Here is a 12,576-nt window from a genome sequence, read left to right as displayed (position 1 = left end):
CATCTATATGCACTTCAATTGTTGAATATTCAATATTTTCAAAATAGGATCATTGCCCAACAAAAGGGCGGAAGCCGCGGCCGCCTGCTCAATGTGCTTTCAGGTCTGGTCCCAGACAGGAGTTGGCGTGCGCGCGACGGTAAACTTCCCGGCTCACGGCGGCCCGGCGTTGCCGCCGTCCTTGCTGTTCAGGAATCTGTCGTCGTCATCGGCGGCTGATGGTGTCTTGTCGCCCAGGGATCAAGCCTTCTTCCGGCGGCGCGGCGCGAACAAGCTGCGGGTCGGCGGCTTCATCTGCTGCACCGGCTCGCCCGGGGTCTGGGGCCCCTGTGCGACCAACAGTGCCAAGCTCGCCGTCGCCGAGATCAACAAGCGCGGCGGCATCCTCGGGCGCGAAATCGAGCTTTCCATTTACGACGCCGGCGGGCCGCTTGACGAGGTGCTGAACCGCGCCGAGCAGGCGATCGCATTCGACGAGGTCGATCTCATCGTCGGGCTGCACACCAGTGCGATCCGTGTCGGCTTGCGCGACGTCACCACGCGTCATCGCATCCCCTACATCTACACGCCGGTCTACGAGGGTGGCGAGCGCACGCCGGGCGTGATGGCGATCGGCGAGACGCCGCGCTGGCAGAGCCGGCCCTCGATCCACTGGCTCGCTGACGTCAAGAAGGCGTCGCGCTGGTACCTGATCGGCAGCGACTATGTCTGGCCCTGGCAATCGCATCGCGCCGTGAAGAACTACATCAAGGAGACCGGCGGGCAGGTCGTCGGTGAGGAGTTCGTCCCCCTCGGCGAAGATAATCACGAGCCGCATCTGGCGCGCATCCGCGCCACGAAGCCCGATGTCGTGCTGATCTCGCTGATCGGCACCGACAGCATCACCTTTAACCGTGCCTTCGGCGAATGCGGGCTTGCCGCGACGACGCTGCGGCTCGCGGGCGCGATGGACGAGACGGTGCTGCTCGGCATCGGCGCCGACAACAGCGAGAACATGTTCTGCGCCTCTGGCTATTTCCCCGGCATCGGCTCGCGGGCCAACGACGACTTCCAGAGCCGCTATCGCACGATGTTCGGACCGAACGCTCCGCCGATTGGCTCGCTTGGCCAGTCCACTTACGAAGGCCTGCGTTTCCTCGAAGCCGTCGCGAACAAGGCAGGTTCGCTGTCCATGGCTCCCATGCTCGCGGCGGGGCGCAACGTCGTTTATGGCGGCGCGCGTGGCCCGGTCACCGTTCGCAACGGTCACGCCCGCATGCAGATGTATCTCGCCGAGGCTGACGGTCTCGACTTCAAGCTGATCAAGCCGGTCTGAGCGAGATTGTCCATTGGCCGACGCGGATCTTCGAAATAATACTTGAAAAGGAAAATATTTCCGTCTGTAATATCGAGGTGAAGCCGGTCGGCTCCGCGCTGTGCAGGCGCGGTGCCCAAGCGGCTTCCGTCCACGCCAGGGATCAAGAAGCCTTTGAGGAGAGCGCCGTGACAGTTGTCCTTCCCACGCCAGCCCAACTTCGCAGCGTCGCCGAGCAGTGCGGCCTTTCGCTGACCGACGACGACGTCGCCTCGTTCCGCGGCCTGATGCAGGGCTCGATCGAGGCCTACAATCTCGTGGCCACGATGCCAGACGAGGTGCCGGAGGTGAAATATCCCCGCACGCCGGGCTATCGGCCCTCAGCCGAAGAGAACCCCCGCAATGCCTGGTATCGCAAGTCGACCGTGAAGGGCGCCGCCAGCGGCAAGCTCAAGGGCAAGACAGTCGCGCTGAAAGACAACATCATGCTGGCCGGCGTGCCCATGACCAACGGCTCGTCGACGCTGGAAGGCTATGTGCCCGATTTCGACGCCACCATCGTCACGCGCATGCTCGATGCCGGCGCCGAGATCGTCGGTAAAACCCATTGCGAGCATTTCTGCCTGTCCGGCGGCAGCCACACCGGCTCCTACGGGCCGGTGCACAATCCGCACAAGATGGGTTACTCGGCCGGCGGCTCGTCGTCAGGCTCGGGCGTCGTGGTCGCGCTCGGCGAGGTCGACATGGCGATCGGCGGCGATCAGGGCGGCTCGATCCGCATGCCGTCATCGTTCTGCGGCATCTACGGAATGAAGCCGACCTGGGGCCTCGTGCCCTATACCGGGATCATGCCGATCGAGATCTACGTCGATCATACCGGCCCGATGACTGCGACGGTCGCCGACAATGCGCTGCTGCTCGAAGTGCTCGCCGGCGACGACGGCTACGATCCCCGCATCAAGGCGCCGAAGGTCGAGGAATACACCAAAGCGCTCGGCCAGGGCGTCAAGGGCATGAAGATCGGCATCGTCAAGGAAGGCTTTGAGCAGCCGGGTGCAGAGGCCGCGGTAAATGAGAGCGTGCGCGAGGCGGCGAAACGCTTCGGGGATCTCGGAGCCAGCATCGAAACGGTGTCGATCCCGATGCACCTCCTGGGCGGCGCGATCTGGACCCCGATCGGCACCGAAGGCCTGACCCAGACCATGATGTTCGGCGACGGCTACGGCCTCAGCCGCGGCGATCTCTATTCGACCTCGCTGATGGACTTTCATCGCGGCTGGCGCCGGCAGGCCGATTCGCTGTCCGAGACCACGAAATTGTTCATGATGCTCGGCACCTACATCAACAACAATTTCGGCCCACGCTTCTACGGCAAGGCGCTCAACATCTCGCGACGGCTGACCGCGGCCTACGACAAAGCGTTCGGGGATTACGATCTGCTGCTGATGCCGACCACGCCGATGAAGGCGACGCCGCTGCCGGCCCCCAATGCCAGCCGCGAGGATTACGTTGCCCGCGCGCTCGAGATGATCTCCAACACCGCGCCATTCGACATCACCCATCATCCCGCGATGTCGCTGCCCTGCGGCATGGTCGACGGCCTGCCGGTCGGCCTGATGCTGGTCGGCCGCATGTTCGAGGAAGCCACGATCTACCGTGCCGCCCATGCCTTCGAGCAGATCGGCGACTGGAAGAAGATGTGAGCGAGGCTTCGATGCAGGCGAACGGAGCGCCAGAGCGTTTTCGAGCGAAGTGGATACCGGTTCGCGTCAAGAAAACGCGTCAAAACAAGAATCCAGAGCCCCGTTCCGATTCCATCGGAGCGGGAAAGGCTCCGGCGCATGGCTAACGCGTTCGTCGCGGCGTTCGAGATCCTGAGCTTCGGCGCGATCATCGTCCTGATCGTGCTGGGGCTCGGGATCATCGCCAGCATGATGGGTATCTTCAACTTCGCGCAGGGCGAGTTTGTCCTGCTCGGGGCCTACATCACCTATCTCGCCTACGCCAAGGGATTGCCGATCTGGGCCGGCATGGCTGCCGCGCCCTTCGTGGTCGGCGCGCTCGGCTTCGTGCTGGAGGCGCTGATCATCCGCCGCTTCTACGCCGCGCCCATCGTCGCCATGCTCGGCACCTATGCGCTCGGCCTCATCATCCGCGAATCCGTGCGCGGTCTGATCGGCGGCTTCTATCTCACCGTGCCCGAACCTATCGGCGGCTCCATCGACATCGGCGCCATGCACATCTCGGCCTGGCGCTTCACCATCATCGTCATCACGCTCTTGGTGATGGGTGGCTGCTATCTGCTGCTGTCGCGCACGAGTTTTGGCTTGCGCGTGAGGGCGACGCTGGAGAATCCGTCGCTGGCGCGCGCGTCGGGCATCTCCACGCCACTGATCTACGGCGCCACGTTTGCGTTTGGCGCAGCGCTGGCCGGCCTTGCCGGTGCGCTGATCGTGCCGGTGTTCAGCCTGTTTGCCGACCTCGGCCTGCGCTTCCTGATCCAGGGTTTTGTCGCGGTCATGGTCGGCGGCGTCGGCTCCTTCATCGGACCGGTCGCAGGCGCCGGCGTCATCGGCACGCTCAGCGCGGCGCTGCCCTGGGTGATGGCGCCCGTCGTCGCCGACGTGCTCGTCTTCGTGCTCGCCATTGTCTTCATCAAATTCCGCCCGCAGGGCCTCATCGCTGGAAAAGGGGTTTAGTCACATGCTCGATCGTACTCAGCTTTCACGACGCCGCTTCCTCTCCAATTTCGCCTTTGCGTCCGGTGCGGTCGCGACCGGCGTCGGCAGCTGGGTGATCCCGGCGCCCTGGGCCAATGCGGCCGAAGCCCCGATCAAGGTCGGCATCGCCACCGACCTCACCGGCCCGATCGCCTATGCCGGCAATGCCGACGCCAACGTCGCCAAGATGGTGATCAAGGAGATCAACGCCGCCGGCGGCCTGCTCGGCCGGCCGCTCGAGCTCTACATCGAGGACACCGCCTCGAACGAATCCGTCGCGGTCGGCAACGTGCGAAAACTGATCCAGCGCGACAAGGTCGACATGGTGCTCGGCGGTATCACCTCCTCGATGCGCAACGCGATCAAGGATCCGATCGTGGCGCGCGGCAAGACGCTCTACATCTATCCGCAGCTTTACGAGGGCAAGGAGTGCACGCCCTACCTGTTCTGCACCGGCCCGACGCCGGCGCAGCAATGCGACGAGTTCATCCCCTGGCTGATCAAGAACGGCGGCAAGAAGTTCGCGCTGCCGAGCGCCAACTATGTCTGGCCGCACACGCTCAACATCTATGCCCGCAAGGTGATCGAGGCCAATGGCGGCGAGGTCGTGTTCGAGGAATATTACCCGCTCGACCAGATCGACTTCTCTGCAACCGTGAACCGCATCATCTCCAACAAGGTCGACGTCGTCTTCAACACCGTCATTCCGCCGGGCGTCGGCCCGTTCTTCAAGCAGCTTTATGAAGCCGGCTTCCTCAAGAACGGCGGGCGCCTCGCCTGCGTCTACTATGACGAGAACACGCTCAACATCAATCAGGCCGCCGAGATCGAGGGCCTCGCCAGCTGTCTCGACTATTTCAAGGTGCTGACCAAGGAGAACCCGTTCGACGCAAAGATCCAGGCGGCCTATGAGAAGGATTTCCCGGGCAACTTCCTGTTCGCCGCCGGCAGCGCCGCCACCGGCACTTATCGCGGCCTCAAGCTGTGGGAAGCCGCGGTCAAGGAGGCCGGCAAGATCGACCGCGAGTCGGTAGCCGCCGCGCTCGACCACGCCAAGATCGCCGAAGGTCCCGGCGGACCTGCCGAGATGGTGCCAGGCAAGCGGCACTGCAAGATGAAGATGTACACCGCGGTCGCCAAGGGCGGAAACTATGAGATCGTCGCCCGCAGCAGCGGGCTCGTCGATCCCAAGGAATGCTGAATCTTCACCTCTCCCGTAGGGAGAGGTCGGATCGCATCGCGAGATGCGATCCGGGTGAGGGGATCTGGTCTCACTGGGCGCCGCGGCCCCTCACCCGGATTGCTCTGGACGATGCTTCGCATCGCCAGGCGCAATCCGACCTCTCCCCGCTGGGGAGAGGTGGATCGGCCACCATGGAGGGCTTTAACTCGGAATGCTGAAATCGATGGGTGTAGCTAAGCGGGCGGTCCACGCCGCGGTCGGGGACGAGATGGACGTTTCGGTGGCCGAAGGCGTGCCAGCCGAGCGATCGTCGGCGCGAAAAGTCCTGCCGATCGTGGAAGGGGTCGTGCTCGTCGCGGCGCTGCTCGCGCCGCTGGTGCTGCAGGATTACCTCACGGTGTTCGCAACGCGCGTGATCATTCTCGCGCTGTTCGCGCTGTCGTTCGACCTCGTCTGGGGCTATGCCGGAATCATGAGCTTCGGCCAGGCCCTGTTCTTTGGCTCGGCCGGCTACGGCGTCGCGCTGCTCGCGCGCGACCTCGACATCACCAACATCCTTCTGGTGCTGCCGGCGGGTACGCTGATCGGCCTCACTTTTGCGCTGCTGCTCGGCGGCTTCCTGCTGCTGGGACGGCATCCCTCCAGCGTGATCTTCGTCTCGCTGGGCACGTTGACCGGCTCCTATGCCGCCGACCGCCTGGCGCGCGGCTGGTACTATCTCGGCGGTCAGAACGGCATCCCCTCGATCGCGCCGATGTCGCTTGGTTCATACGAATTCTCGGAAGGGCCGGCGTTCTACTATCTCGTGCTCGGCATCCTCGTCGTGGTCTACCTGCTCTGCCGCTTCCTGGTGCGCTCGCAATTCGGCCTTGCGCTGGCGGGCCTGCGCGAGAACGAGCAGCGCATCGCCTTCTTCGGCTACAAGGCGCAGCATCTGAAAGCGATCATCTTCACCATCGGCGGCGCCATCGCCGGGCTTGCCGGCAGCCTCTATGCCTTCCACGAAGGTTTCGTCTGGCCCAACATGGTCGGCGTCGTGGTCTCGACGCAGGTGGTGCTCTATGTGCTGTTCGGCGGCTCCGGCACGCTGATCGGCGCCGTCATCGGCACCGTCATCGTCGAGGGTGTCAGCTTCTGGCTGTCGGACAATTATCGCGACGTCTGGCCGATCATTCTCGGCCTCTTGCTGTTGCTCGTGATTCTGTTCCGGCCGCTCGGTCTCATCAGCTTCGTGCTGGGTGAGCGCGAGCGGGTCGGCAGCTTCGGTGCGAAGCCTAAGGAGAAGCGCAATGCCGCTCCTTGAAGCCGCCGGCATCAGGAAAGTCTTCGGCAAGCTCACCGCGCTCGACGGCGCGGCGCTCACCGTCGGCGAGAACGAGTTTCACGGGCTGATCGGTCCGAACGGCTCCGGCAAGAGCACGCTGATGAAGTGCATCGCCGGGGCCGAAGTGCCGACGCAGGGCAAGGTGAGCTTCGTCAACACCGACATCACCGCGTTCACGCCGACCGAGCGCGCGCGCGCCGGCATGAGCCTGAAATTCCAGATCACGTCCGTGCTGCCGTCGCTGACGCTGTACGACAACATCCTGCTCGCGCTGCAGGCGCAGTGCTCGCTGTTCGACCTGGTGCTCTCGCGCACGCGCAGGCTGCTGCACGACCAGGTCATGACCATGCTGAGGCAGTTTCGCCTCGCCGACCGCGCCTTCGACGCGGCCGCCGCGCTGTCGCACGGCCAGCAGCAATGGCTGGAGATCGCGATGGCGCTGGCGGGCAAGCCCAAACTTCTCTTGCTCGACGAGCCGACCGGCGGCATGAGCCTGGAGGAGCGCCGCGTCACCGGCGAACTGCTCCAGCCGATCAAGCAGCATTGCTCGCTCGTCATCGTCGAGCACGACCTCGATTTCATCCGCGACATCTGCGATCGCCTCACCGTGCTCGACCAGGGCAAGGTGCTGGCGTCAGGCACGGTGTCCGAGATCCAGGCCAACACATCTGTCCAGGAGATTTATCTGCGCCGTGCCTGAATTTTTGGACATCAAGCATCTCGACGCCGGCTATGGCCGCAGCCAAGTGCTGTTCGACGTCAGCCTCGGCATTCCCTGGCGTGGCGGCGTCGCCGTGCTCGGCCGCAACGGCGCCGGCAAGACCACGCTGATGAAGACCATCGTCGGCGAACTGCCGGCCTGGAAGGGCGAGGTCGCCTTCGACGGCCGCGACATCAGCCTCCGCGCCACCCAGGAGCGCGTGCGCGCCGGCATCGGCTACGTCCCGCAGGAGCATTCGGTGTTCGCGCGCCTGTCGGTACGCGACAATCTCGCGGTCGGCTCGCTCGTGAGCAAGGATGCGTCCGCCGTCGATCGCGTCCTGACCATCTTCCCGAAGCTCGGCCAGCGCCTCGACCAGCCCGCCGGCACGCTGTCCGGCGGTGAGCGCAAGATGCTCGCCATCGGCCGCGCCATGCTGGGCGATCCAAAATTGTTGCTGCTGGACGAGCCGACCGAAGGCGTCTGGATCGGCGTGATCGAGGAGATCACCGAGCGCCTGATCGAGCTCGCGAAGACCATCGCCGTCATCATCGTCGAGCAGCACCTCGACCTCGCGCTCCGCGTCGCCGATTACGCCTACGTGCTCGATCGCGGCAGGGTCGCGTTGCAAGGCGAGGCAGGCGAGGTGCGGAGCAATCCGGAGCTGATGCGGTATCTGGCGCCGTAGGACATGCGCGTGAAGCGCGCCGCTCTCACACCGACCTCAGCTGTCATACTCCGCGAAAGCGGGGCATCCAGTACGCCGCGGCTTCTCGATCGAGAACGGCTGTCTCCGGAATACTGGATTCCCCGCCTTCGCGGGGAATGACGGCGTCAGGCTGGGATGGGACGGCGCACCGCCCCTACTTCACCGCCCCAAACCGGCTGTCGAACGAGTTCGACTGCACCACCGGCGCGGCGCCGGCGAGCTGCCCGCTGTCACCCGCGCCATCCGACACCGACGGCTTCAGCGCCGGGCGCGTTGCGGCGAGGCGCGTGTCTGGCTTCGCCGGCTCGGCGGGCTTGGCGGCGACGGCCGGTTTCGGCGCATCCTTCGTGGCGTCCTTGGACTTGTCATGCCCCGGCGCGAAGCGGGTCACTGCGGCCTTCAGCCTCGACGCCGCCGTGGGCGGGGTCGTGGAGGTCGTGGCCGGCGCGACGGACGCCGTGGCTTGCGGCGGAGGCGTGGTCGTCGCCGTGGTGTCGGCGGTCCCTAAGCCCATCTTGCGGCCGAGGTTGGAGAAGAAGCCGCCGCCTTGAGATTTCTCTTGCGATCTCTCGGCCGGCGCAGCCGCGGCGACGCGGGTGCTGGTTGCCGGCGCGCTGCTGGCTGTGACCGGCTCTTCCTGCGGCGCGCTTGCTGCCGCATCGAGGTTCGGCTTGGGCGGATTGACGTGGCCGGGGATCGTGCCGGGCGCCTTCGCCATCGCCAGCATCTGCAGCGTGGTACCTTCAGCGCCCTCCGACAGGCCGGTCGAGCCTTCCGGAATCTTGGCAGCGAAGATCTTGTTCATGCCGCCGTCGATGCCGGTGTTCATGCGCGCCACCGGCGTGCCCTTGGCGACGAGCTTGGCGTATTCCGTTTCGTCCTTGGCCTGCTTTTCGCGCACCGCGCTGGCGATGTCCTCGGGGATCACATAAGCCGGGCACTTCGCCGAGGCGTCGAACACCGGGTCGCGCTTGGCGTCCGCCGGCTTCGCTGCATCGAACACGTATTTCTTCTCGCAGAAATCGACCTTCGGCTCCTGCCGCGTCACCTCGAAATGATCATAGCCTTCCTTGATCATCTTCCAGAAGGCCATGTTCGGATTGTTCCGGTGCTTGGCCATGTTCACCGGCGTCATCTTGAACGGATAGGCCTGGAGCTGGAACGCCTTCTGGCCGCCGAAGAAGGATTCGCGCCCCAGCGAATAAATCTCCGCGATCTGCTCGTCGGTCATGGCGTAGCAGCCGCGCGACGAACAATCGCCGTGCACCATCAGCTGCGAGCCGCTGCGCCCAAGCGCCTTGTCGAACGCGTTCGGATAGCCGGTGTTGAAGGAGAGGTAATAGGCCGACTGCGGATTCATCTGGCTCGGATTGATCGAGTAGAATCCTTCCGGTGCCTGGCGGTCGCCTTCGCGCACCTTGGGGCCGAGATCGCCCGACCAGCGGCAGATCGGATAGGTCTTGAGCAGCGCGAACTGGCCTGAGCGGGTCTGCTTCCAGACCTCGAGCTCGGCCTCCTGCTTGAACAGGCGGACCAGGATCGGCGATTGCAGGTCCATGTTCTTCTCGGCCATTGCGGCGAGAAGCTTTGGCGGCACCGGCTGATTGGCCTTGGCGTTGGTCGCGAGCGAAACCTGGTCGGTGTCGCAGCCGGCCAGCACGATGCTGGCGGCCAGCGCAACCGAAGCCAAAAGCGCGCGAGCAAGCGAACGAGAAATCAAGATGGACCCCACACCGTGCCGGGCAGCGAAGCGCGAACCCCAATTCTTTTGAAGCATGGCCTGACCGCAAATCCGGACCCGTCACGACGGGCTTTTTCAGACCACGCCCCAGCGCTTATGCCCTGAAGCCATTGATTAAAATTCTAACCTCTGGGTCATGTGGTCGCAACCCGAGCGGAGATCACGAGCCCGTTGGCCCAGTGGCATGGTCAACGAAGACTGAATGGACGCGACTTTGGACGTGACTTGGGACGTAACTTGGGCCTTTCGGTCGATTTGGAACAGAGATCGCCGATTTGGGCAAAAAAAGGGTTAATGCGGGGTTACTGGGGAAGATGGGGTTGCCCCAGCGTCAAACTCGGTGTCGTCCGGGCGAAAGCCAGGACCCATAACACAGGGAGTGGTTTGGCGAAGACTCGTGGTTCGGTACTCCCAGCGTCCCCAATCGCGAAATTCCGCGGTATGGGTCCTGGCTTTCGCCAGGACGACGAGCTGAGAGAGCCGTATTTGTCGTCGAACCCGGCCGAATCAGCCCAGTTTCCGGCCGATATCGAGGAATTTCTGCCGCCGCTGCTTGCGGATGGCGTCGCCGTCGAGACCCCGGAGCTCGTCGAAAGCCTTGGCGATGGCGTCCCCGGTGGTGGCGATCATGGCGGCGGGGTCGCGGTGGGCGCCGCCGACCGGCTCCTTCAAAATGCTGTCGATCACGCCGAAGCGGAGCATGTCCTGGGCGGTGATCTTCATGTTGTTGGCGGCTTCCTGCGCCTTGGTGCCGTCGCGCCAGAGGATAGAGGAGGCGGCCTCCGGCGAGATCACGCTGTAGATCGCGTGCTCCAGCATCAACACTCTGTTGGCGGTGGTGATGGCGATGGCGCCGCCCGACATGCCCTCGCCGGTGATGATGGCGACGTTCGGCACCGTGAGCGCCAGGCAGGCATCCGTCGAGCGCGCGATCGCCTCGGCTTGTCCCCGCTCCTCGGCGCCGATGCCGGGATAGGCGCCGGCGGAATCGGCGAGTGACAGCACCGGCAGGCCGAACCGCTCGGCCATCTCCATCAGCCGCACGCATTTGCGATAGCCTTCCGGCCGCGCCATGCCGAAATTGTGCCGGATGCGGCTTTCGGTGGAATCGCCCTTTTCCTGGCCCATCACGCAGATCGGCTCGCCGCGGAAGCGGCCGAAGCCCGCGACCAGCGCCTCGTCCTCGCCGAATTTGCGGTCGCCGGCCAGCGGCGTGAATTCGGTGATCAGGCCCTTGATGAAGTCGTTGAAATGCGGCCGCTGCGGGTGCCGCGCTACCAGCATCTTCTGCCACGGCGTCAGGTTCAGATAGAGATCGGCCAGCGCCTGCGCCGCCTTGTCCTCGATCCGTCCGATCTCCTCGGCGATGTCGGTGCCGGAGGCCGCCAACATCCTGAGCTCGTCGACCTTGGAGTCGAGCTCGGCGACGGGCTTTTCGAAATCGAGATAGCTGCGCATCTGGTCTGGCATCAACTCAATATAAGGGGACGGGGCGAGAGAGCGAAACGAGGTTGGGGTTGTGGAAAGAAGTTTAGCTTCTTCAATGGTTTGGCCTGTGTGCTCGTGAGACGCCAGCCAAATCAATCGTGAGGCCACGGCTCTTTCCGCGGAGATGTGGCCGAAGTCAAGGTGGATCGTCACCTCTCCCGCTTGCGGGAGAGGTCGCGCCAAAGGCGCGGGTGAGGGCTTTCACCTCTAGGGGGTTGTCCCTTTGCGGAGACACCCTCTCCCCAACCCTCTCCCGCAAGCGGGAGAGGGGGCGCACCTCCCACGCCTCACTTCTCCACCAGCGGGTGCAGGTCGCGCACCAGGCTCTTCAGCCGCTCCTCGACCACATGGGTGTAGATCTGGGTCGTGGAGATGTCGGTGTGGCCGAGCAGGGTCTGCACGATGCGCAAATCGGCACCATTGTGCAGCAGGTGGCTGGCAAAGGCGTGGCGCAGCACGTGCGGCGAGACCAGGCGGGCCTGAAGCCCGGAGGCGACCGCGAGCTCCTTCAGATCGCGGGCGAAATGCTGGCGCGTCAGATGTCCGCTCTCGCCGAAGGAGGGAAACAGCCATTTCGAGGCGGCCACGCGGTTCTTGTCAGCCTTCGCAGCTTCCGTCGCCGCGAGATAATCGGCCATCGCCTGCCGCGCGGCGTCGTTGAGCGGCACCAGGCGTTCCTTGTTGCCCTTGCCGCGCACCACGATCATGCGCGCATCGCGCTTGGCGGCCGAGCGCGGCAGCGCCACCAACTCGGAGACGCGCAGGCCGGTGGCGTAGAGCACCTCGAGCAGGCAATAGAGCCGCAGAGCGCGCAGCCGTTTCGACGGCGATTGATCCGCCGCCTCGCTCAATTCCTTGGCGCGGCGGAGCATGCGGTCGACATCCGCAATCGACAGCACTTTTGGCAGGCCGCGGCCGCGCTTCGGTCCCGACAGGATCGCCGCGGGATCCTCGGCACGGATGCGCTCGTTGAGGAGAAAGCGGAACAGATGCCGCATCGCCGACAGCCGCCGCGCGACGCTGGTGGATTTGAAGCCGCGCGCATCGAGATCGGCGAGATAGTCGCGCAGGACTTGCGTCTCCGCATCCGCAAAACTGTGGCCGGCGCGGCCCAAAAATTCCGAGAAATCGGTGAGGTCGCGGCGGTAGGCATCGAGCGTGTTGGCCCCGGCGCCCTGTTCCGCCGCGAGCATGTCGAGGAACAGGCCGGTGAGCTTGCTATCGGAGGGCTTGGTGCGCATGCCCTGGAGCCTAGCCGCTATTTCTTGAGAAACTTGTCAGGCGGGATCGTCACCGTCATTTCCCGCGGCTTCGGACTGACGAAGTTCGCCAGCGCGAAGACCACGCCATAGACGATGCCGGCGATCACGGCGACGACCGTCAGGAAGCGGAACAGGCTGGGCATCGTGCTGGGGTC

General features: G+C 64.5%; 11 protein-coding genes. 7 read left to right on the top strand and 4 right to left on the bottom strand.

The genetic code is table 11. The features are described 5' to 3' along the window. The first annotated feature begins 127 nt into the window (after positions 1–127). The 7 genes from ACR9YP_RS03420 to ACR9YP_RS03390 all read left to right on the top strand — a co-directional run bounded on the left by ACR9YP_RS03420 (position 128) and on the right by ACR9YP_RS03390 (position 7,909). Positions 128–1,315 carry a substrate-binding domain-containing protein gene (locus ACR9YP_RS03420; RefSeq protein ID WP_438104030.1) on the top strand — a complete coding sequence of 396 codons (1,188 nt, stop codon included), beginning with the start codon at positions 128–130 and terminating at the stop codon, positions 1,313–1,315. A gap of 167 nt (positions 1,316–1,482) precedes the next feature. Next, the gene (locus ACR9YP_RS03415; protein WP_438104032.1) at positions 1,483–2,997 is read left to right on the top strand and encodes an amidase; all 1,515 of its coding nucleotides are present in this window, start codon (positions 1,483–1,485) and stop codon (positions 2,995–2,997) included. A 138-nt stretch (positions 2,998–3,135) separates the two neighbouring features. After that, positions 3,136–3,993, top strand: a complete 858-nt coding sequence (locus ACR9YP_RS03410; RefSeq protein WP_128940348.1) for a branched-chain amino acid ABC transporter permease — start codon at positions 3,136–3,138, stop codon at positions 3,991–3,993. A gap of 4 nt (positions 3,994–3,997) precedes the next feature. Beyond that, positions 3,998–5,215, top strand: coding sequence for a substrate-binding protein (locus ACR9YP_RS03405; protein WP_474219018.1), 1,218 nt, complete (start codon positions 3,998–4,000; stop codon positions 5,213–5,215). 193 nt (positions 5,216–5,408) lie between these two features. Continuing rightward, entirely contained in the window at positions 5,409–6,500 is a 1,092-nt protein-coding gene (locus tag ACR9YP_RS03400; RefSeq protein WP_474219017.1) for a branched-chain amino acid ABC transporter permease, read from the top strand. Next, positions 6,487–7,221: an ABC transporter ATP-binding protein gene (locus tag ACR9YP_RS03395; RefSeq protein WP_438104035.1), complete on the top strand. Its 735-nt coding sequence runs from the start codon at positions 6,487–6,489 to the stop codon at positions 7,219–7,221. The genes ACR9YP_RS03400 and ACR9YP_RS03395 overlap by 14 nt, the downstream gene beginning before the upstream one ends. Then, a complete protein-coding gene (locus ACR9YP_RS03390) occupies positions 7,214–7,909 on the top strand; it encodes a branched-chain amino acid ABC transporter ATP-binding protein (protein WP_370990089.1) in 696 nt (231 codons plus the stop codon). The genes ACR9YP_RS03395 and ACR9YP_RS03390 overlap by 8 nt, the downstream gene beginning before the upstream one ends. A gap of 175 nt (positions 7,910–8,084) precedes the next feature. Here the strand turns inward: ACR9YP_RS03390 and ACR9YP_RS03385 are convergent, their stop codons facing one another. The 4 genes from ACR9YP_RS03385 to ACR9YP_RS03370 all read right to left on the bottom strand — a co-directional run bounded on the left by ACR9YP_RS03385 (position 8,085) and on the right by ACR9YP_RS03370 (position 12,564). Further along, positions 8,085–9,650: a L,D-transpeptidase family protein gene (locus ACR9YP_RS03385; protein ID WP_474219015.1), complete on the bottom strand. Its 1,566-nt coding sequence runs from the start codon at positions 9,648–9,650 to the stop codon at positions 8,085–8,087. Between the two features lie 528 nt (positions 9,651–10,178). Next, entirely contained in the window at positions 10,179–11,141 is a 963-nt protein-coding gene (locus ACR9YP_RS03380) for an acetyl-CoA carboxylase carboxyltransferase subunit alpha (protein WP_091893415.1), read from the bottom strand. A gap of 305 nt (positions 11,142–11,446) precedes the next feature. Then, positions 11,447–12,400 (bottom strand): site-specific tyrosine recombinase XerD, encoded by a 954-nt coding sequence (gene xerD / locus ACR9YP_RS03375; protein ID WP_438104037.1) that lies wholly within the window; start codon positions 12,398–12,400, stop codon positions 11,447–11,449. 17 nt (positions 12,401–12,417) lie between these two features. Next, a complete protein-coding gene (locus ACR9YP_RS03370; RefSeq protein WP_074116966.1) occupies positions 12,418–12,564 on the bottom strand; it encodes a histidine kinase in 147 nt (48 codons plus the stop codon). Between the last annotated feature and the right edge of the window lie 12 nt (positions 12,565–12,576).

The organism is Bradyrhizobium sp. BR14999 (assembly GCF_056106085.1).
This window is presented reverse-complemented; position numbering and strand designations above follow the sequence as displayed.

Excerpts from the sequence above, each read along its gene's own strand:
- ACR9YP_RS03410 (WP_128940348.1), top strand. The coding sequence starts at position 3,136 with ATGGCTAACGCGTTCGTCGCGGCGTTCGAGATCCTGAGCTTCGGCGCG.
- ACR9YP_RS03405 (WP_474219018.1), top strand. The coding sequence starts at position 3,998 with ATGCTCGATCGTACTCAGCTTTCACGACGCCGCTTCCTCTCCAATTTC.
- ACR9YP_RS03400 (WP_474219017.1), top strand. The coding sequence starts at position 5,409 with ATGCTGAAATCGATGGGTGTAGCTAAGCGGGCGGTCCACGCCGCGGTC.
- ACR9YP_RS03395 (WP_438104035.1), top strand. The coding sequence starts at position 6,487 with ATGCCGCTCCTTGAAGCCGCCGGCATCAGGAAAGTCTTCGGCAAGCTC.
- ACR9YP_RS03380 (WP_091893415.1), bottom strand. The coding sequence starts at position 11,141 with ATGCCAGACCAGATGCGCAGCTATCTCGATTTCGAAAAGCCCGTCGCC.
- xerD (WP_438104037.1), bottom strand. The coding sequence starts at position 12,400 with ATGCGCACCAAGCCCTCCGATAGCAAGCTCACCGGCCTGTTCCTCGAC.
- ACR9YP_RS03370 (WP_074116966.1), bottom strand. The coding sequence starts at position 12,564 with ATGCCCAGCCTGTTCCGCTTCCTGACGGTCGTCGCCGTGATCGCCGGC.